General features: G+C 71.7%; 18 protein-coding genes and 1 riboswitch. Of the genes, 17 read left to right on the top strand and 1 reads right to left on the bottom strand.

Features of this window, described 5'->3' with window-relative positions:
- The first annotated feature begins 10 nt into the window (after positions 1 to 10).
- From SALPAC3_RS0105000 to SALPAC3_RS0104935, 14 genes are all read left to right on the top strand, one after another.
- Positions 11 to 1,027, top strand: coding sequence for a quinone-dependent dihydroorotate dehydrogenase (locus SALPAC3_RS0105000; protein ID WP_018220169.1), 1,017 nt, complete (start codon positions 11 to 13; stop codon positions 1,025 to 1,027).
- Positions 1,028 to 1,142: 115 nt separating this feature from the next.
- Positions 1,143 to 2,417 (top strand): adenosylmethionine--8-amino-7-oxononanoate transaminase, encoded by a 1,275-nt coding sequence (locus SALPAC3_RS0104995; RefSeq protein ID WP_018220168.1) that lies wholly within the window; start codon positions 1,143 to 1,145, stop codon positions 2,415 to 2,417.
- A gap of 186 nt (positions 2,418 to 2,603) precedes the next feature.
- A complete protein-coding gene (gene pyrF, locus SALPAC3_RS0104990) occupies positions 2,604 to 3,440 on the top strand; it encodes an orotidine-5'-phosphate decarboxylase (RefSeq protein WP_018220167.1) in 837 nt (278 codons plus the stop codon).
- A gap of 177 nt (positions 3,441 to 3,617) precedes the next feature.
- A complete protein-coding gene (gene mihF, locus SALPAC3_RS0104985; protein WP_007458370.1) occupies positions 3,618 to 3,935 on the top strand; it encodes an integration host factor, actinobacterial type in 318 nt (105 codons plus the stop codon).
- Between the two features lie 26 nt (positions 3,936 to 3,961).
- The gene (locus tag SALPAC3_RS0104980; RefSeq protein ID WP_018220166.1) at positions 3,962 to 4,495 is read left to right on the top strand and encodes a nucleoside/nucleotide kinase family protein; all 534 of its coding nucleotides are present in this window, start codon (positions 3,962 to 3,964) and stop codon (positions 4,493 to 4,495) included.
- A gap of 43 nt (positions 4,496 to 4,538) precedes the next feature.
- Positions 4,539 to 4,805 carry a DNA-directed RNA polymerase subunit omega gene (gene rpoZ, locus SALPAC3_RS0104975; RefSeq protein ID WP_013285517.1) on the top strand — a complete coding sequence of 89 codons (267 nt, stop codon included), beginning with the start codon at positions 4,539 to 4,541 and terminating at the stop codon, positions 4,803 to 4,805.
- A gap of 13 nt (positions 4,806 to 4,818) precedes the next feature.
- Entirely contained in the window at positions 4,819 to 6,030 is a 1,212-nt protein-coding gene (gene coaBC, locus SALPAC3_RS0104970; protein WP_018220165.1) for a bifunctional phosphopantothenoylcysteine decarboxylase/phosphopantothenate--cysteine ligase CoaBC, read from the top strand.
- Positions 6,031 to 6,116: 86 nt separating this feature from the next.
- Entirely contained in the window at positions 6,117 to 7,316 is a 1,200-nt protein-coding gene (metK, locus tag SALPAC3_RS0104965) for a methionine adenosyltransferase (RefSeq protein WP_018220164.1), read from the top strand.
- Positions 7,317 to 7,375: 59 nt separating this feature from the next.
- Positions 7,376 to 9,298, top strand: a complete 1,923-nt coding sequence (locus SALPAC3_RS0104960) for a primosomal protein N' (protein ID WP_018220163.1) — start codon at positions 7,376 to 7,378, stop codon at positions 9,296 to 9,298.
- A gap of 256 nt (positions 9,299 to 9,554) precedes the next feature.
- A complete protein-coding gene (locus SALPAC3_RS0104955; protein ID WP_018220162.1) occupies positions 9,555 to 10,538 on the top strand; it encodes an AAA family ATPase in 984 nt (327 codons plus the stop codon).
- Positions 10,539 to 10,695: 157 nt separating this feature from the next.
- Positions 10,696 to 11,961 carry a cytochrome P450 gene (locus SALPAC3_RS0104950; protein WP_018220161.1) on the top strand — a complete coding sequence of 422 codons (1,266 nt, stop codon included), beginning with the start codon at positions 10,696 to 10,698 and terminating at the stop codon, positions 11,959 to 11,961.
- 47 nt (positions 11,962 to 12,008) lie between these two features.
- Positions 12,009 to 12,566, top strand: coding sequence for a peptide deformylase (gene def / locus SALPAC3_RS0104945; protein ID WP_018220160.1), 558 nt, complete (start codon positions 12,009 to 12,011; stop codon positions 12,564 to 12,566).
- Between the two features lie 7 nt (positions 12,567 to 12,573).
- Complete coding sequence (gene fmt, locus SALPAC3_RS0104940) at positions 12,574 to 13,500, top strand: methionyl-tRNA formyltransferase (protein WP_018220159.1); 927 nt, start codon at positions 12,574 to 12,576, stop codon at positions 13,498 to 13,500.
- Complete coding sequence (locus tag SALPAC3_RS0104935) at positions 13,497 to 15,026, top strand: RsmB/NOP family class I SAM-dependent RNA methyltransferase (protein WP_018220158.1); 1,530 nt, start codon at positions 13,497 to 13,499, stop codon at positions 15,024 to 15,026. The genes fmt and SALPAC3_RS0104935 overlap by 4 nt, the downstream gene beginning before the upstream one ends.
- 156 nt (positions 15,027 to 15,182) lie before the next feature.
- Here SALPAC3_RS0104935 and SALPAC3_RS0104930 read toward each other — a convergent pair whose 3' ends face one another.
- The gene (locus SALPAC3_RS0104930) at positions 15,183 to 16,061 is read right to left on the bottom strand and encodes a septum formation family protein (protein WP_018220157.1); all 879 of its coding nucleotides are present in this window, start codon (positions 16,059 to 16,061) and stop codon (positions 15,183 to 15,185) included.
- Between the two features lie 274 nt (positions 16,062 to 16,335).
- Between SALPAC3_RS0104930 and rpe the strand changes: the two genes are divergently transcribed.
- From rpe to ribD, 3 genes are all read left to right on the top strand, one after another.
- Positions 16,336 to 17,016: a ribulose-phosphate 3-epimerase gene (rpe, locus tag SALPAC3_RS0104925; RefSeq protein ID WP_018220156.1), complete on the top strand. Its 681-nt coding sequence runs from the start codon at positions 16,336 to 16,338 to the stop codon at positions 17,014 to 17,016.
- On the top strand, positions 16,952 to 17,998 hold the full coding sequence (locus SALPAC3_RS0104920) for a GGDEF domain-containing response regulator (protein WP_018810416.1): 1,047 nt from the start codon (positions 16,952 to 16,954) through the stop codon (positions 17,996 to 17,998). Before rpe ends, SALPAC3_RS0104920 begins: the two co-directional genes overlap by 65 nt.
- A 58-nt stretch (positions 17,999 to 18,056) precedes the next feature.
- A riboswitch (FMN riboswitch) is annotated at positions 18,057 to 18,230 on the top strand.
- Between the two features lie 159 nt (positions 18,231 to 18,389).
- Entirely contained in the window at positions 18,390 to 19,451 is a 1,062-nt protein-coding gene (gene ribD, locus SALPAC3_RS0104915) for a bifunctional diaminohydroxyphosphoribosylaminopyrimidine deaminase/5-amino-6-(5-phosphoribosylamino)uracil reductase RibD (protein WP_018220154.1), read from the top strand.

The raw sequence follows: 19,451 nt of genomic DNA, 5'->3' as shown, positions 1-19,451 counted from the left end.
GGAGGATGAGGTGATCTTCGAACGGGTGGTGCGGCCACGGCTGTTCCGGCTGGGGGGCGGGGACGCGGAGACGGCGCACGAGTTCACGGTACGGCGGCTGGCCGGCCTGGCTCGGGTGCCCGCGGCGCTGGCCGTGCTCCGGGCCCGGTACAGCGTCTCGGCTCCCCGAACGGTGTTCGGGCTGCGCTTCCCGAACCCGGTCGGGTTGGCCGCCGGGATGGACAAGAACGGGGTGGCGCTGCCGGCCTGGCCGGCGTTGGGCTTCGGTTTCGTCGAGGTGGGTACGGTCACCGCGCACCCGCAGCCGGGCAACCCGCGGCCGCGGCTGTTTCGGCTTCCCGAGAGCCGGGCGGTGGTGAACCGGATGGGCTTCAACAACGCCGGCGCCGACGCGCTCGCGGCGCGGTTGGCGGCGCTGCCCCGCCCGCTCGGGGTGCCGCTGGGCATCTCCCTCGGCAAGTCCAAGGTCACCCCGCTCGAGGAGGCGGTCGCGGACTACCAAGCGTCGTACCAGGCCCTGCGCGGGTACGGCGACTACTTTGCGGTCAATGTCTCCTCGCCGAACACGCCGGGGCTGCGTGCGCTGCAGGACCGGGCACATCTGGATGCCCTGTTGGCCGCTCTGGTCGGCGAGAAGCCGGTGCTGGTGAAGATTGCCCCAGACCTTCCGGATTCGGCAATCGCGGAGCTGCTGGAGGTCTGCCTGGCGCGGGGCGCGGCGGGGGTGATCGCCACGAACACCACGCTCTCCCGCGACGGCCTCGCCCCCGCCGATCAGGCCGGCGGCGCCGAGGCGGGTGGGCTCTCCGGCCGCCCGTTGGCGCAGCGGGCCCGGGAGGTGGTCTCCTTCGTGCACGCCGAGACCGGCGGCCGGCTGCCGATCGTCGGCGTCGGCGGCATTCTCACTCCGGACGACGCCGAGCGCATGTTCGACGCGGGCGCCTCGTTGGTGCAGCTCTACACCGGCTTCATCTACCGGGGGCCGGCCTTGGTGCGGGCCGCCGCGGCGGCGGCCCGCACGCCGTGACACCGTGCGGGTGGTACGCGCCCGGTGACTGCGGACCGCCCGCCGGTGGTGCGCCGGGCTACTGGGACCCGAGGGCCGGTTGACACGGTGACCGGCTGGTGAGGAGGCGACGTCGTTGACCCCGGAGGAGATCAGTGCCGCAGACGCGGCGCACGTGTGGCATCCGTACGAGGCGCTGCCGCCGGCCATGCCGCCGCGCGTCGTGGAGAGCGCGGCCGGGGTGCGGCTGCGGCTGGCTGATGGGCGGGAGCTGGTTGACGGGATGGCGTCGTGGTGGTCGGCGATCCACGGCTACCGGCACCCGGTGCTGGACGCGGCGGTGACCGATCAGCTGGGCCGGATGAGCCACGTGATGTTCGGCGGGCTCACCCACGAGCCGGCCGTCACCCTGGCCCGCACCCTCGTCGAGCTGGCGCCGGAGGGGTTGGAGCACGTCTTCCTGGCCGACTCCGGCTCGGTGAGTGTCGAGGTGGCCGTCAAGATGTGCCTGCAGTTCCAGCGGGCCACCGGCCGGCCGGAACGCCGTCGGCTGGGTACCTGGCGGGGCGGCTACCACGGCGACACGTTCCACCCGATGAGTGTCTGTGACCCGGAGGGGGGCATGCACCACCTCTGGGGGGAGGTGCTGCCCCGGCAGGTCTTCGCGCCGGTGCCGCCAGCGGGGTTCACCGCACCGCCGGATCCGGCGTACGAGGCGGTCCTGGCGGACGCGGTCGCCCGGCACGCCCACGAACTGGCCGCGGTCATCGTCGAGCCGGTCGTCCAGGGGACCGGTGGCATGCGGTTCCACCACCCGCGCTACCTACAGGTGCTGCGGGAGGTCACCCGTGCCCACGGGGTTCTGCTCATCTTTGACGAGATCGCTACCGGTTTCGGTCGGACCGGGGCGATGTTCGCCGCAGAGCACGCCGGCGTGACGCCGGACGTGCTCTGTGTGGGCAAGGCGCTCACCGGGGGGTACCTCACCCTGGCTGCCGCGCTCTGCACCGCGGAGATCGCCCGTGGGATCTCGGCCGCCGGTGTACTCGCGCATGGTCCGACCTTCATGGGTAATCCGCTCGCCTGCGCGGTGGCGAACGCCTCGCTCGGCCTGCTGCGGGCCGGGGACTGGCCGGCGCGGGTGGCGCGGATCGAGAGTGGTTTGCGGGCCGGCCTGGAGCCGCTACGGGCGCAGCCGGGCGTCGCCGACGTCCGGGTGCTGGGCGCGATCGGTGTGGTGCAGCTCGACCATGAGGTGGACCTGCCGGCGGCGACCACGGCGGCGGTAGCCGCCGGCGTCTGGCTGCGACCGTTCCGGGATCTGATCTACACCATGCCCCCGTACGTCACCGCGGATGCCGATCTGGCCCGGATCACCGCGGGGATCGCCGCCGCGGCTCGGGCGGGCTGATCCGCCGGCTGCGGCGGCGAGTGGGGCCGGGGTGGCGGGTGGGTGGGCGTGCGGCGGAAGCCCGCCGGGTGGGTGGGCCGTGCGGAGCCCGCCGGGTGGGTGGGCGGTGCGGAGCCCGCCCGGGTGCGGGCGGCATCAGCCGCCCGCTGAGACGACGCGTGCGTGGCACGCGAGAGGAGGTCTGCGATGGAGAGCTTCGGCGCCCGGTTGCACCGGGCGGTTGGCGAGCGGGGTCCGCTCTGCGTGGGCATCGACCCGCACCCGGGTCTGCTCGCACGGTGGGGCCTCGATGACGATGTTCGCGGTCTGGAGCGGTTCGCGGGCACGGTCGTGGAGGCGTTGGGTGACCGGGTCGCGGTGGTCAAGCCGCAGTCGGCCTTCTTCGAGCGGTTCGGGTCTCGGGGCCTGGCGGTCCTAGAGTCAACTATCCGACAGTTGCGGGCGGCTGGTTCGCTCGTCCTCCTTGACGTCAAGCGTGGCGACATTGGCTCGACGGTCTCCGCGTACGCCTCCGCGTACCTTGATCCATCGAGCCCACTGCATGTCGACGCGGTGACGGTGAGCCCGTATCTCGGGGTTGGCGCGCTCGCCCCGATGTTCGAGCTGGCCGCCGCGCAGGGTGGCGGAGTCTTCGTGCTGGCGCTGACCTCCAATCCCGAGGGCGCCGCGGTGCAGCGGGCTCGCACCGCCGACGGGCGGACCGTCGCACAGCTGGTCATCGACGAGATTTCCCAGCTCAACGCGGGTGCGCAACCACTGGGCAGCGTGGGGTTGGTGGTGGGGGCGACCATCGGTCAGACGGGTCACGATCTCACCGCGGTCAACGGTCCGCTGCTCGCTCCGGGGCTGGGAGCGCAGGGCGCCAGCGCCGCTGACCTCCGGGTGGTCTTCGGCTCCAGCCTGTCCGCCGTACTGCCCACATCCTCCCGTGAGGTGCTGGCCGCGGGGCCCGATCCGGCGGCTCTACGGGACGCCGCGGACCGGGTCCTGGCTGACTGTCGAGCGGCTTTGACCGGTTCGTAGCTGACTGACGGCTCGGTCACTTTCCGCCGATCTTCGCGTGCCCACGTTGCCGAATGCGCCGTTGACCGCTAGTTTTCCCCGCGCTGGGAACCTTGGGCCTCCCTGGTTCGCAGCGACACCACGTTTCACAGTGCGGCGGTGCGTTCGCCCGTCGCGATAGGGACCTGAGGAGAACTGGTGCCGCTCCCGTCACTGACCCCTGAGCAGCGCGCAGCAGCGCTGGAGAAGGCCGCGGAGATCCGCAAGGCCCGTGCTGAGCTGAAGGAGCAGCTCAAGCAGGGCAAGACAACGCTCGGAGCCGTTCTCGAGCGGGCCGAGTCCGACGATGTCGTCGGCAAGCTGAAGGTATCCGCTGTCCTGCAGGCGATGCCGGGAATCGGCAAGATCCGGGCGACCCAGATCATGGAGAAGCTCAAGATCGCCGATAGCCGGCGCCTGCGTGGCCTCGGCGAGCAGCAGCGCAAGGCCCTGCTTGGGGAGTTCGCTGCCAACTGAGGTCGGCGGCCGTGTAGAAACGAGCAGTGAGCACGGATGGTGAGGCGCGCCCGGCGGCCCGGCTCACCATCCTGACCGGACCGTCGGGTTCCGGTCGGGATGGTGTCGCTGGGTTGGTCCGGGCGCGTCTGCCTACTGTGTGGACGCCGGTGCCGGTGACCACCCGCCCCCGGCGGGATGGCGAGGTGGCCGGGGTTGATCGCGTCTTCCTCGACCCGGCCGAGTTCGACCGGCTGCTGGCCGCCGGCGATCTGCTGGAATGGAGCCAGATCGGCCGATACCGGCGCGGTACGCCGGGGCAACCCCTGCGGTCCCGACTGGCCGCTGGGGCGCCGGCTCTGCTCCCGATGGACCTGGCCGGGGCGCTGCGGCTGCGGGCCGTGTTGCCGACGGCCCAGCTCGTTCTGCTGCACCCACCCGGCTACGTGGCCGATCCGGTCACCGAGCCGCATTTCGCGCATACGATCGTGCATGGCCGGACCGTGCAGGTCGTGGACGAGCTGGTAGGATTGTTCGGTTCGTCATTCAAAGCTCCGGCGCGACCGCGCGTGCGCGGTTGACCGCCAGCACCGCGAGCGGTGTCACAGACGCAGAGGTCAACACGTGGGATCCATCGCCACCAACCCCGAAGGCATCACCAACCCGCCGATCGACGAGCTCCTTGAGAAGACCACCTCGAAGTACGCGCTGGTCATCTTCGCCGCCAAGCGGGCCCGTCAGGTCAACGCCTACTACAGCCAGCTCGGCGAGGGCCTGCTGGAGTACGTCGGCCCGCTGGTCGAGACGACCCCGCAGGAGAAGCCGCTCTCGATCGCCATGCGGGAGATCAACGCGGGCCTGCTCACCGCTGAGCCCACCGACCAGCCGTAACGCGTACCCAGCGATGTCCCCCCGGATTATCCTCGGGGTCGGTGGCGGGATCGCCGCCTACAAGGCCTGCGAGTTGCTGCGGCTCTTCACCGAGTCCGGCCACCAGGTCCGGGTCGTGCCGACCGCGTCGGCGCTCCATTTCGTCGGGGCCGCGACCTGGTCGGCGCTCTCCGGTCAACCAGTCGCCGACGACGTCTGGTCCGACGTGCACGAGGTGCCGCACGTGCGGTTGGGTCAGCAGGCGGACCTGGTCGTGGTGGCTCCGGCCACCACCGACCTGCTTGCCCGGGCCGCGCATGGGCTCGCGGATGACCTGCTCACCAACACTCTGCTGACGGCTCGCTGCCCGGTGGTCCTGGCGCCGGCGATGCATACCGAGATGTGGGAACATCCGGCGACGGTGGCCAACGTGGCGACGCTGCGCTCCCGCGGGGTGCGGGTCGTGGAGCCGGCGGTCGGCCGGCTCACCGGAGCGGACACCGGCAAGGGGCGGCTACCGGACCCGGCGGAGCTCTTCGCCGTGGCTCGACGCGTTCTCGCTCGCGGCGCCGCCGCGACGGCGGACCTCACCGGGAAGCACGTGCTGGTCACCGCCGGGGGCACCCGGGAGCCGCTGGACCCGGTCCGGTTTCTCGGTAATCGCTCCTCCGGCAAGCAGGGGTACGCGTTCGCCCGCGCCGCGGTGGCGCGAGGAGCCCGGGTCACCCTGGTCTCCGCCAACGTCGCGCTGCCCGATCCGGCCGGCGTGGACCTGGTGCGGGTCAGTACGACCGCCGAGCTGCGCGAGGCCACGCTGACTTCTGCCGACCGCGCGGACGCGGTGGTGCTGGCGGCGGCTCCCGCCGATTTCCGGCCGGCGACGTACGCGACTGGCAAAATCAAGAAGTCGGACGACGGCAGCGCGCCCACCATTGAGCTCGTCGCGAACCCGGACATCGCCGCCGAGCTCGGGAAGCGTCGTCGCCCGGAGCAGGTGCTGGTGGTCTTCGCCGCGGAGACCAGTGACGCCGAGGCCAACGGTCGAGCCAAGCTCGCCCGTAAGCGGGCGGACCTCATCGTCATCAACGAGGTCGGCCCGGACCAGGTTTTTGGCGCCGACACCAACGCGGCGACCGTCATCGGCGCGGACGGATCGGTCAGCCGGATGCCCGAGCAGTCCAAGGAAGACCTCGCTGACGGTGTCTGGGACCTCATCGTCTCCCGGCTGACCGGCTGTCCCGGATAGCTGGATCAGTGCGCGATAGGGGGATCCGGTACCCGGCGCGAGTGACTAAACTGCCGCGGAACGAGTTTCCCTGACTTAGGAGTGCCGTGACACGCCGCCTCTTCACTTCCGAATCGGTAACCGAAGGTCACCCTGACAAGATTGCTGACCAGATCAGTGACGGGATCCTCGATGCGTTGCTGGCAGAGGACCCGCGTAGCCGGGTTGCAGTGGAGACGCTGATCACAACCGGTCAGGTGCATGTTGCGGGCGAGGTAACCACGAAGGCCTACGCCGACATCCCGTCGATCGTGCGTCGGACGATTTTGAACATTGGTTACGACTCGTCGCGAAAGGGTTTCGACGGGGCGTCCTGCGGAGTAAGTGTGTCGATCGGGTCGCAGTCGGCAGATATCGCCCAGGGGGTCGACAACGCGATTGAGCTGCGTACCGGCGCATCCGAGCACGTGTTGGACGCGCAGGGCGCTGGCGACCAGGGGATGATGTTCGGGTTCGCCTGCTCGGAGACCCCAGAGTTGATGCCGCTTCCGATCGCGTTGGCGCATCGGCTGTCCCGCCGCCTGGCACAGGTGCGGCGCGAAGGTGTGGTGCCGTACCTGCGTCCGGATGGTAAGACGCAGGTGACGGTGGAGTACGAGGGAATGCGGCCGGTGCGGCTGAACACCGTGCTGGTGTCGTCGCAGCACGCGGCCGATGTGTCGCTGGAGTCGCTGCTGACGCCGGACATCCGGGAGCACGTGATCGCGCCGGAGGTGGAGAGTCTCGGGCTGGGGCTGGACATCGAAGACTACCGGCTGCTGGTGAATCCGACGGGCCGGTTCGAGGTTGGTGGCCCGATGGGAGACGCGGGTCTGACCGGTCGGAAGATCATCGTGGACACCTACGGCGGGTACGCGCGGCACGGCGGCGGAGCGTTCTCCGGCAAGGACCCGTCCAAGGTGGACCGCTCGGCGGCGTACGCGATGCGGTGGGTGGCCAAGAACGTGGTGGCGGCCGGGCTGGCGGAGCGGTGCGAGGCGCAGGTGGCGTACGCCATCGGCAAGGCGCAGCCGGTGAGCCTGTTCCTGGAGACGTTCGGCACGGAGACGGTGCCGGTGGAGCGGATCGAGAAGGCGGTGACGGAGGTGTTCGACCTTCGGCCGGCGGCGATCATCCGGGACCTGAAGTTGATGCGGCCGATCTACTCGCAGACCGCGGCGTACGGACACTTCGGTCGAGAGCTTCCCGACTTCACCTGGGAGAGCACCGATCGCGCCACTGATCTCAAGTCGGTGGCGGGCGGCTGAGTAGTACCCCGCGTAGCGACCGGCGGCCTGCCAACGGGTCGCCGGTCGCTCGTGTCTGCGTGGACCTACCCCTGGCCCACCTCGATCGGCCCTTCGACTACCTGGTGCCCGAGGCTCTCGATGGCGATGCTGCTCCCGGCACCCGGGTGAAGGTCCGCTTCGCCGGTCAGCTCGTCAACGGCTGGCTGTTGGAGCGGGTGAGCGAATCCGCCCACCCCCGGCTCGCGTACCTGGAGAAGGTCGTCTCCCCGGAGCCGGCCCTCGCTCCGGAGATCGCCCGCCTGGCCCGCGCCGTCGCCGACCGGTACGCCGGCAGCCTCGCCGACGTGCTTCGCCTCGCTGTTCCGCCCCGGCACGCCCGGGTCGAGAAGGAGCCGCAACCGCCTCCCGCGGCCGGTCCGCCCGTGCCGGATGCGGGAACCGGGCCGGTTGATCCGATTGGTTGGTCGGGCTACCCGGCTGGCCCCGCCCTCCTGCGAGCCCTCGTCGACGGCCGTGCCCCCCGCGCGGTCTGGTCTGCGCTGCCGGGGGAGGAGTGGCCCACCCGTTACGCCGAGGCGGTCGCGGCGACCGTCGCCGGTGGTCGGAGCGCGGTCGTGGTCGTCGCCGACGCCCGGGACCTTGACCGGCTCGACTCGGCGCTGACCGCCGTGCTCGGCCCCGGCCGGCACGTCCAACTGACCGCCGCGCTCGGTCCGGCCCGCCGGTATCGGGCCTTCCTCGCCGCCCGGCGGGGCCAGGTGCCGGTGGTGATCGGCACCCGGGCCGCCATGTTCGCGCCGGTGCCCCGACTCGGCCTCGTCGCCATCTGGGATGACGGTGACGACCTGCACGCCGAGCCCCGTGCCCCCTACCCGCACGCCCGCGAGGTGTTGCTGACCCGCGCCCAGCTGGCTGGCGCCGCTGCCCTGATCGGCGGTTATGCCCGAACCGCCGAGGCGCAGCTGCTCGTGGAGACCGGGTGGGCCCGCGAGGTCACGGCTGCCCGCGCCGCCGTCCGGGCGCGGATGCCGGCGATCGCCCCCACCGGCGACGACCCCCAGCTGGCCCGGGACCCGGGTGCGGCTACCGCCCGGCTGCCCAGCCTGGCCTGGACCGTGGCGCGCGCTGCCCTCTCCGCCGACGCGCCGGTCCTCGTCCAGGTGCCCCGTCGCGGCTACCTGCCGGCGGTGGCGTGCGCCACCTGCCGGGCTCCGGCGCGCTGCCCACACTGCGCCGGGCCGCTCGCGCTTCCCTCGGCGCGGGGCGCGCCGGTCTGCCGCTGGTGTGCCCGCGTCGCCGCCGCGTACGCCTGCCCGGAGTGCCAGGGACGGCGGCTACGCGCCTCGGTCACCGGCGCCCGACGGACGGCCGAGGAGCTGGGCCGGGCCTTCCCCGGTGTGCCGGTGCGCACCTCCGGGCGGGAGGAGGTCCTCGCGACCGTCCCCGGTGGCGCCGGGCTGGTCATCACCACCCCGGGTGCCGAGCCGGTAGCCGATGGTGGTTACGGGGCGGTGCTGCTGCTGGACTCGTGGGCTCTGCTGACCCGGGCCGATCTGCGGGCGGGGGAGGAGGCGCTGCGGCGCTGGCTCGCCGCCGCCGCCCTGGCCCGCCCCGGGTCGGACGGCGGTCGGGTGGTGGTGGTCGCCGACGGTGCGCTCGTCCCGGTGCAGGCACTGCTCCGCTGGGACGCTGGCTGGTTCGCGGCCCGCGAACTCGCCGAACGCCGGGAGCTCGGCTTTCCACCGGCGGTGCGGATGGCGAGCGTCACCGGGCCGCCGGCCGCCGTCGCCGAGCTGCTCGACGAGTCCCGGCTACCGGTGGAGGCGGAGTTGTTGGGACCGGTGCCCGCCGACGGCGACCGGGAACGGATGCTGGTCCGGGTTCCCCGTGCCCGGGCCGCGGCCCTGGCCGCCGCCCTGCACTCGGCGGCCGGGGTGCGCACCGCCCGTAAGGCTGCTGATCCACTCCGGCTCCAGATCGACCCGCTGACCCTCTTCTGACCTAGCGACTCAACGGAGGTTGACAGCTACCAAGAGTTACCGAAGTTGTCGCGACGGACACGCTGTGTGGGGATGGGGGCGGATCCGGGTGATAGCATCGCCCCTCATGTCGGGCCGGATGAAGGCTCAGGTCATGGTGTGTCGTCCGATGCGCCCGGCCGGAGCTGGGGCCGGTTCGGCGGCGATGGCGACGGAGCGCGTCGGGTGGCGCGGTGCCGGCGAGTGTTAACAGCCCGCAATCATAGGTGGACCAGTCGTGATCGTTCCTCAATCGATTGTCTTCAACGGCGACCTCGGCAGTGGCAAGAGCACCGTCTCCGTGGAGATCGCCGAGCGCCTCGGCATGCGTCGGGTCAGCGTGGGTGATCTCTATCGGCAGATGGCCCAGGAGCGGCAGATGACCGCCCTCCAGCTCAACCTGCATGCCGAGCTGGATCAGGCCGTGGACGGCTATGTCGACCAACTTCAACGGGATATCGCGGCCTCCGGTGAGTGCCTGGTGATGGACTCGCGGCTCGCCTGGCACTTCTTCACCGACGCGCTCAAGGTGCACATGATCACCGAGCCCGGGGAGGCTGCCCGGCGAGTGCTGCTGCGTCCATCCGGCCCGGCTGAGCAGTACACCTCCCTGGAGGAGGCGAAGGCCCGGCTCCTGGAGCGCAGCGAGAGTGAGCGGAACCGGTTCATCATCCGCTACGGCGTGGACAAGGCCCAGCTGCGCAACTACGACCTGATCTGTGACACCACCCGGGCCGGCGCCGCGGAGGTGATCGAGCACATCGTCGCCGCGTACGAAGGGCGGCTCTGCCCCGAGGTGCTGCGGGAGGCTCCGCCGTTGCTGCTGCTCGACCCGGCCCGGGTGTACCCGACCGAGGACATCGTCACCCTCCGCGGCCGGTGGGACGCCGCACCCGCCGACGATGTCGCCGCAGCTGGCGACGAGCCGCTGGAGCCGCTGCGGATTGGTTACACGGGGGAACACTTCTTCGTTGTGGACGGGCACCGTCGACTCAGTGCCGCGTTGCGGGACGGGTGCCAGCTGGTGCCCGCCCGGCTCGCCGCCGAGGTTGACGAGCCCGTCGTCGGTGGGATGAGCGCGATCGACTACTTCGCCGCCCAGGTCCGGCCCAGCATGATCCACGACTGGTCGGCCGCGCACGGCATCGATCTGCCGCTGCCCGAACCGGCTCTGTTGGGCGGCGGTACGGTCTTGGCGGGGGAACCCGGCGTCGGCGCCTGAGCACCACGCTCGTCCGTCGGCGCCGCAGGGCCGCATCTGGCCGTCGACGCCTGGCCGCCACGCCGCCCTCCCCGTCAACCTCCCGGCGCAGGGGGTTACGGTCTGCCGACTGAGCGTGCATGATGGGCCACCTGACCCCTGATATCGGAGGTGGCGAATGGATGCATCTGAGGCGGTCGCACTGCTGACATCTCCGCCGGGCCGACTCGACCCCTATCCCACGTACGAGCGGCTGCGCGCGCACGGACCGGTGGTTTCGACGGCGGCCGGTTTCTTCGTGGTCACCGGGTACACCGAGGCCGACACGGTGTTGCGGAACCCTCGGTTTGAGGTGATGGACGACGAAGAACGCGACGGTGTCTTCCCGCATTGGCAGGACAGCCCAGCGATGATCTCGATCTCCCGGTCGATGATCCGGGCCAATCCACCGGACCACAGCCGCATGCGCCGCCTGGCCGCGGGCGTGTTCACTCCGCGCCGGGTCGCCGCCCTCCGCGAGGTGGTGGCCGCCCAGGCCGACGGCCTGGTCGACGAGATGATCCGGGCCGGTCGGGGCGGTGCTGCGGTGGATTTCATGGGTAGCTTTGCCTACCCGTTGCCGGTCACGGTGATCTGCGCCCTGCTCGGGGTGCCGGCGGCCGACTGGGCTCGGTTTCGGCACTGGGCCAGTGATCTGACCGGTGTCCTGGAGCCGGAGATCACCCCGCAGGAGTTGGCCATCGCCGACGCCGGCGCCAGTGAGCTGCGTGACTACTTCACCGAGCTGATCGCCCAGCGCCGCCGAGCCCCGGCCGACGACCTGACCACCGCCCTGGTGCAGGCGCACGACGCCGACGGTGACCGGCTGTCCGGCGAGGAGCTGTTGGCCAACCTCGTGTTGCTGTTGGTCGCGGGCTTCGAGACCACCACGAACCTGCTCGGCAACGGGCTGGTCGTGCTCCTGACCCACCCCGACTCGGCGACTGCCCTGCGCGGTCAGCCCGAGCTCGCACCCGGCTACGTGGAGGAGTTTCTGCGGTACGACTCCCCCGTGCAGTTGACCAGCCGTACGGTCCGCGAGTCGGTATCCCTCGCCGGGGTTGAGCTGCCCGCGGGGAGTTGGCTGCTGGTTCTGCTCGGCGCGGCCAACCGCGACCCGGCGCGTTTTACTGATCCGGCTCGCTTCGACCCGCGGCGGGCCCAGTCGCCCCCGCTGTCCTTCGGCGCCGGCGCGCACTACTGCCTCGGCGCCGGGCTGGCCCGACTGGAGGCCCAGGTCGCCTTTCCGCTGTTGCTGCGCCGGCTGCCCGAGCTCGCGCTGGCCGGCGAGCCCACTCGGCGGCACCGGCTGACCCTGCGTGGCTACGAGACGCTTCCGGTGACCGTCGGTGCCGTACCCGCTGATCCCGGTACGCCGGCCGGGGTCGCTCTGGGCACTCCGTAGACTGGTACGGCACGCCCGTTGCCAAGCCCACGAAGGAGCCAATCCGCGTGACCGTCCAGCCCATCCGCCTCTTCGGCGACCCGGTGCTGCGCACGCCGGCTGACCCGGTGGTCGACTTCGATGTCGAACTGCGCAAGCTTGTCGCTGACCTGATCGACACGATGCGTGAGCAGAACGGCGCCGGTCTGGCCGGGCCGCAGCTCGGCGTGGGCCTGCGGGTGTTCGCCTTCGACGTGGACGACGTGGTCGGTCACCTGGTCAACCCGGTGTTGGAGTTCCCCGACGCCGAGGAGCAGGACGGCCCGGAAGGCTGCCTGTCGCTGCCGGGTCTGTACTTCGACACGAAGCGCCGGCAGAACGTGGTCGCCAAGGGCTTCAACGGGTACGGCGATCCGGTGCAGATCGTCGGTACCGGTCTGATGTCCCGCTGCGTGCAGCACGAGACCGACCACCTGGATGGGGTGTTGTTCATCGACCGGCTCGACCCGGCCGGTCGCAAGGCGGCGATGAAGGAGATCCGCCGGGCCGAGTGGTACGACCCGGCGGCCCCGCCGACGGTGAAGCTCAGCCCGCACGCCGCCAACCCGTTCGGCCTCGGGCGGTGACCGGCCGATGCGCGTGATCTTCGCCGGTACGCCGGCCGTCGCCGTCCCCACCCTCGCCGCGGTGGCCGCCTCCCGCCATGAACTGGTCGCGGTGCTCACTCGCCCGGATGCTCCGGCGGGCCGGGGCCGGGGCCTGTCCCGTTCCCCGGTGGGCGCCTGGGCCGACGAGCACGGCGTCGAGGTCCTCACCCCGGCCCGGCCGCGGGAGCCGGAGTTCCTCGACCGGCTGCGTACCCTGGCACCGGACTGTGTGCCCGTCGTCGCGTACGGTGCCCTGGTCCCGCCGGCCGCCCTGGAGATTCCGCGGCATGGCTGGGTCAACCTGCACTTCTCCCTGTTGCCCGCCTGGCGCGGCGCGGCTCCCGTGCAGCACGCCCTGTTGCACGGCGACGAGGTGACCGGTGCCAGCGTCTTCCAGCTTGAGGAGGGCCTGGACACGGGCCCGGTGTACGGCACCGTCACCGACGAGGTTCGGCCGGCCGACACCTCGGGCGACCTGCTGGAGCGGCTGGCGCACTCCGGCGCGGAGCTGCTGATCGCGGTGCTGGACGCGATCGAGGAGGGCTGCGCACGGGCGCAGCCGCAACCGAACGACGGGGTGAGCCTGGCGCCGAAGCTCACCGTGGCGGATGCCCGGGTGCGCTGGGGTGACCCCGCCTTCGCCGTGGACCGGCGCGTCCGCGCCTGCTCCCCGGCTCCCGGCCCGTGGACGACTTTCCGCGGCGAGCGGGTCAAGCTCGGCCCGGTCACCCTCGTCGCGGATGGCCCCGAACTGAAGCCGGGTGAGCTGTTGGTGGAGAAGTCCCGGGTGCTTGCCGGCACCGCCACCACCCCGGTTGCGCTCGGTGAGATCCGGGCGGCGGGCAAGAAGGCCATGCCGGCGAGTGACTGGGCGCGCGGCGTTCGGGTGAGCGCTGGGGAGGTCCTTGCATGACGGGCCCGGTAGACGGCCAGGACGTGGACCGGGCCGGTGGTTTCCGGGCCGGTCGTCCCGCCGCCGACCGTGGTCGTGCTGGTGCCGGATTCGAGCGCCGCCCGGAGCGGCGGGGCCGTGGCGGCCAGCGGCCGACGGCCGGCGGGCGCGGGCGCCCCACCGGCCGGAGCGCCGCTGACCTACCCCGGCACGCCGCCTATCAGGCGGTCGCCGCGGTCAACCGGGATGACGCGTACGCCAACCTTGTGCTCCCGGCGATTCTGCGCGACGCGGATCTGGTCGGCCGGGACGCCGCCTTCGCCACCGAGCTGACGTATGGGACGCTGCGCCGGCTCGGCACCCTCGACGCGATTCTCACCGAGGCCGCCGGTCGGGATGTGGCCCGCATCGATCCGCCGGTTCGGGACGCGTTGCGGCTCGGCGCGTACCAACTGCTCCATACCCGGGTACCCGCCCACGCCGCTGTCTCGGCAACGGTTGACCTGGTCCGCTCGGTTGGGCCGGGGGCGACCGGGTTCGCCAACGCGGTGCTCCGAGAGGTCGCCAGCCGGGATGTCGACGCCTGGGTGGCCCGGCTCGCCCCGCCGCTGGAGACCGACCCGATCGGGCACCTGGCACTCGCGTACAGCCATCCGCAGTGGATTGTGCGGGCGTTCGCCGAGGCGCTCGGCGGCGACCTTGGTGAGACCACCCGGTTGCTCATCGAGGACAACGAGCGCCCGCCGGTGCACCTCTGTGCCCGCCCGGGGCTGGCCGACCCGGTGGCCCTGGCCGACGAGGTCGGCGGTGCCCCGGGCGCCTTCTCCCCATCCGCGGTCTACTCCGGTGGGGGCGCCCCCGGCGACCTGCCGGCGCTCATCGAGGGGCGGGCCCATGTCCAGGACGAGGGCTCCCAACTGGTGGCCGAGGCTCTCACGGTGGCGCCGCTGGACGGCCCAGACGGTCGCTGGCTCGACCTGTGCGCGGGGCCGGGGGGCAAGTCCGGCCTGCTTGGCGCCATCGCCGCCCAGCGTGGCGCGCGCCTGACCGCGGTGGAGGTGTCCGAGCACCGGGCCCGTCTTGTCCAGCAGGCCACCCGCGACCTGCCGGTGACCGTGCTCAACACGGATGGTCGCACCGTCGGCGCGACGCCGAAGCTCGCGGAGGGGCACTTCGACCGGGCGCTGGTGGACGCACCCTGCACCGGTCTGGGCTCGCTGCGTCGGCGACCCGAGTCACGCTGGCGCCGGCAGCCGTCGGACCTGCCGGCGCTGACCCGGTTGCAGCGGGAACTGCTCAGCGCGGGGCTGCGGGCGGTCCGCCCGGGTGGCCTGGTGGCATACGTGACCTGTTCGCCGCACGTCGTCGAGACACACGTGACGGTTACCGAGGCGGCGCGCCGCGCGGGGGTGCCGGTCGACTTCGTTGACGCCCGTCCGCTGTTGCCGACGGGAATGCCGGGGCTCGGCGACGGGCCGACGGTACAGCTGTGGCCGCACCGGCACGGCACCGACGCCATGTTCCTTGCGGTGCTGCGCCGGGGTTGACCCTTGCGGTGCTGCGCCGGGGTTGGTCTGGTCCCGTGCCGTTCGGTCGGCCGCGTTCCGCTGACCCGCCGGGGGTGGTCAGTCCGCGCGATGCGCGGCGTGACCACCCCCGGCTCAGGCAGCCCGGGTGGTCAACCGTCCCGGATGCGGCCCGCACTACCGCGGCAGGCCGGCCTTGCCCGCGTCCTTCATCGACCGGGTCAGGCTCCGGCCGCTGACGTAGAGAAAACACTGCACCCCCCGGTTGCCGGTGAGCCACTCCTCCTCCAGCGGGGCGTAGAGGATGTAGCCGGTGCGGTACTCCACGTCGCTGCGGGGCACCTCGGCGTACTCGGCAATCAGCTTGTAGCAGCTCTCGCCGGTCCGGTCCTCGTTGCGTTGGAACTCGGCGTAGTCGGTCTCCGGTGCGGTCCAGACGCCGACGAACTCGGCGCGGTGTTTCTCGGTGCACTCCACCGGTGTCATCGCCTCGACCCGGTCGTCGCTCACGGTCGGCTTGAAGCAGGTGTGCCGAAGCGGGGAGTCGCCCTTGAGTGCTCCAACCAGGCTGGCGGCGCGGGACACCCTGCCCAAATCGTCCAGGCTCTCGTACTCGTTCACGTCGCAGCGGAACCAGCGGAAGCCCCCCTCCCATCCAGCTCGCGACGGGAGGATGACGGAGAGGCCGATCCGTCCACTGCGCCAGTCGGCACCCAGTGCCTCGTTTACCTCCCGCTCACAGGTGGCGTAGGCGGTCCGCATCGCGGTCGAGTCGGTTTCCGGTGGCCGGGAACCCGTCGCGTCGGCCCCGGTCAGCGTGCCGACGTACAGGGTCTCCGACGTGTGCGGCTGGTCGCAGGGAGTCGGCGCGTACGCGCTGCGGTAGCCGACCTCGGATACGGTGGGGTGGCAGGTGCCCGCCTCGGGCGTGAAACCCGTCGCGGCGGCGAGGGGGGCCCAGTCGTCAACCAGATCTCCGTCGGTTCCCGGCGGCGCGGCAGCACATCCGGCGAGCGTCAGGGCCACCACCGTGGCGGACAGCGTGACTCGTTTCATCCGGCGTCCTCCCGGGCGCGGTAGGTATGGCGTCCGAACACGCCACGGTGCGGCAGCTTACGGCACGTGGCAAACCGGTTCCGTGTGCCGTCAGCGACTCGGTAGGCGTGGCTGCCCGCCGGCTCGCCCGCCGACGACCGCTGTGGAGCGACGGCGCCGCCCGGCGTCCCGGTCCGCAATGGTCAGTTCCCGTCGGGTAGCCGCGGGATGCGCCCGAGCGGCTCGGCGGGGCCGCACCGGTGGCGATGGGAGGCTGCGTTCGTACACTGGCCTCGTGACCGTACCGCTGCCAATCGTCGCGCCGAGCATTCTGGCCGCCGACTTCGCCCGCCTCGCCGACGAGGTCCGTGCCATCGAAGACACCGCCGACTGGGTGCACGTGGATGTCATGGACAACCACTTCGTGCCGAATCTGACGATCGGGTTGCCGGTCGTGCAGAGCCTGCGGGCCGCCACCCGGCTTCCCTTTGACGTGCACCTCATGATCGAGGATCCGCGGCGGTGGGCGCCCGGCTACGCCGACGCCGGGGCGTACAACGTGACGTTTCACGCCGAGGCCTGTGCCGACCCGGTCGCGCTGGCCAAGGAGCTCCGTTCGGCCGGTGCGAAGGCGGGGTTGGCGATCGACCGGGACACCCCGATCGAACCGTACCTGGACCTGCTGCCCAGCTTCGACACCTTGTTGATCATGACGATCAAGGCGGGGTTCGGTGGGCAGCGGTTCATTCCGAACCTGTTGGACAAGGTGCGCACCGCCCGTCGACACGTCAACGCTGGTCACCTGGAGCTGCGCATCGAGGTCGACGGTGGGATCGCCGTGGACACCATCGCCGAGGCCGCCGAGGCGGGCGCGGACGCCTTCGTCGCCGGCACCGCCGTCTTCGGCGCCGATGACCCGGCCGAGGCCGTACGCCGGCTGCGGTCCCTGGCCCAGTGCGCGGCGCCCCGGGCCTGACGTGGAGCCCGAAGGGGATCGCCAGGACGTCATTCTGGTCGTTGACGACGACGAGGACATCGCCCGGTTCGTCGAGTTCAACCTGCGGTTGCACGGCTATGAGGTGATCCATGCCGGGGACGGCCAGGCGGCGCTTGAGGTGATCGCGCGGCACCGCCCCGACCTGGCCGTGGTCGATCTGATGATGCCCCGGATGGACGGGATGGAGCTGACCCGACGGCTTCGGGCCAACCCGATGACCGCCGCCCTCCCGGTGATCATGCTGACCGCCAAGGGGATGACCGTGGACAAGGTGCACGGCCTCAGCGCCGGTGCCGACGACTACCTGGTCAAGCCCTTCGATACTGCCGAGTTGGTGGCCCGGGTCAGCTCCACGCTGCGCCGGAACAAGGAGTTCCGCGAGGTCTCGCCGCTGACCGGGCTACCCGGCAACAGCCGGATCCGGCGGGAGATCGCCGACCGGATCCGGGTCGGGGCCGACTACGCGGTCGGCTACATCGACATTGACCGTTTCAAGAGTGTCAACGACGTCTACGGGTTCGTCCGTGGCGACGACTTCATCTCCGCGTTGGCCCGCAGCCTGCACCAGGCGGTCGTCTCGGTGGGGCTCCCACCGGCCTTCCTGGGCCACGTCGGCGGTGACGACTTCATCTTCGTCAGCACCCCGGACCAGGTCCGGCAGCTGACCTCGCAGGTCTCCGCGGACTTCGAGCAGGCGGCCGACGCGCTGTACGACCCGCCCGACGCGGCTCGCGGCTACGTGGAGCTCAAGGATCGGCGGGGCAACCTACGCCGCGCCGCGCTGGTCACCCTCTCGATCGGCGTCTCGGTCTCGGATGCCGACAAACGGCTCACGAATCCACTGGCGGCGATGACGATCGCCTCCGAGATGAAGTCGGTGGCCAAGAGCCAGCCGGGGTCGTACGTGGCGGTGGACCGGCGTCGCGGAGTGTCGGATTCGAGTCATCGTTCTGTGAAGTAGCGCGCTGGGGGTAGCCGTTGACCCCCCAGAGCGTGTAAGACTTCGGGTGGTACCCACCACGCGCTGGCGGGACTCGGTGTAATTCCGAACCGGCGGTGATCCACGGCCTGGCTGTGGTAAGCCCGCGACCCGGGAGCGGTTCGTCCGCCCGGTGGACCTGGTGAAAATCCGGGGCCGACGGTTGGGTGCGGGCCTGCCCGCGTCCAGACAGTCCGGATGGGAGACAGCGCGCGGGACGGACGGGCCCTGCCCGGCCGCCGGTCTCGGCGTGCCGTGCGGCCCTCCCGGGGCGGCTGTGCCGTTGCCGGATCTCCGCCACCGCACGCCCGCGGCCCGATGCCGCCGCTCCCATCGCCGCCCGCGCACCGATCGGCGGGCGGGAGGGCAAGGCATGGCCGGCGTCTCCGTGGACGAGGCGATGCGTCGCGCAGTTGAACTTGCCGCACGCGGCCTCGGCACCACCAGCCCCAACCCGGTCGTCGGCTGCGTGCTGCTCGACCCGGGCGGTCAGGTCGTCGGTGAGGGCTTCCACGCGTACGCCGGTGGGCCGCACGCCGAGATCGTCGCGCTCGCCCACGCGGGGGAGCGGGCGCGGGGCGGCACCGCGGTGGTCACGCTGGAACCCTGCGATCACACCGGCCGTACGGGCCCGTGCAGCACCGCGCTGGTGCAGGCGGGCGTTGCCCGGGTGGTGATCGCCGTACCCGACCCGAACCAGGCCGCCTCCGGTGGCGCCGCCACGCTGCGGGCCGCCGGGGTCCGGGTCGACCTGGGCGTACGCGCCGTTGAGGCGGAGGCGGGCAACACCGCGTGGTTGACCTCAACGCGTCGGGGCTGGCCGTACCTCGTCTGGAAGTACGCGGCGACGCTGGACGGGCGGTCCGCCGCAGCCGACGGCACCAGCATGTGGATCACTTCCGAGGCGGCCCGGATGGATGTGCACGCGCTGCGCGGCACGGTGGACGCCGTTCTCGCCGGGGTGGGCACGGTCCTCGCCGACGACCCGCGCCTGACCGTTCGGAACCTGCGCGACGGCAGCCTCGCCATCCGGCAGCCGCTGCGGGTGGTGGTGGACTCGGCGGGCCGGACCCCGGCCGGAGCGCGGGTCCGCGACGACGCCGCGTCCACCTGGATCGCCACCGCCGAGGAGGTTGGTACTGATTCGGTGGGCCGAGTCGATCTGTCGGCGCTGCTCGCCGCGCTCCACCAGCGCGGGGTGCGCGCCGCGCTGCTGGAGGGAGGGCCGCGGCTGGCCGGTGCCTTCCTCGCCGCCGGGTTGGTCGACAAGATCGTTGGCTACGTCGCGCCCCGGTTGCTCGGTGCCGGCCCTACCGCGTTGGCGGACGCGGGGGTGACCACGATCACCGATGCCATCGACTGTGAGGTCGTGGACGTTACCCAGGTCGGTCCCGACCTGCGGATCACCGCACTGCCCCGGAAGAGGGAGGGCTGA

The organism is Salinispora pacifica DSM 45544, from assembly GCF_000378845.1.
Lineage (GTDB): Bacteria > Actinomycetota > Actinomycetes > Mycobacteriales > Micromonosporaceae > Micromonospora > Micromonospora pacifica.
Note: the sequence above shows the minus strand (reverse complement) of the source record. Positions and strands in the feature narration are given on the sequence as shown.

Bases quoted from the DNA above. Each gene is read 5' to 3' on its own strand.
- coaBC (WP_018220165.1), top strand. From the start codon at position 4,819: ATGTCCCCCCGGATTATCCTCGGGGTCGGTGGCGGGATCGCCGCCTAC.
- ribD (WP_018220154.1), top strand. From the start codon at position 18,390: ATGGCCGGCGTCTCCGTGGACGAGGCGATGCGTCGCGCAGTTGAACTT.
- fmt (WP_018220159.1), top strand. From the start codon at position 12,574: ATGCGCGTGATCTTCGCCGGTACGCCGGCCGTCGCCGTCCCCACCCTC.
- pyrF (WP_018220167.1), top strand. From the start codon at position 2,604: ATGGAGAGCTTCGGCGCCCGGTTGCACCGGGCGGTTGGCGAGCGGGGT.
- SALPAC3_RS0104935 (WP_018220158.1), top strand. From the start codon at position 13,497: ATGACGGGCCCGGTAGACGGCCAGGACGTGGACCGGGCCGGTGGTTTC.
- SALPAC3_RS0104930 (WP_018220157.1), bottom strand. From the start codon at position 16,061: ATGAAACGAGTCACGCTGTCCGCCACGGTGGTGGCCCTGACGCTCGCC.
- SALPAC3_RS0104950 (WP_018220161.1), top strand. From the start codon at position 10,696: ATGGATGCATCTGAGGCGGTCGCACTGCTGACATCTCCGCCGGGCCGA.
- SALPAC3_RS0104920 (WP_018810416.1), top strand. From the start codon at position 16,952: ATGACCCGGCCGAGGCCGTACGCCGGCTGCGGTCCCTGGCCCAGTGCG.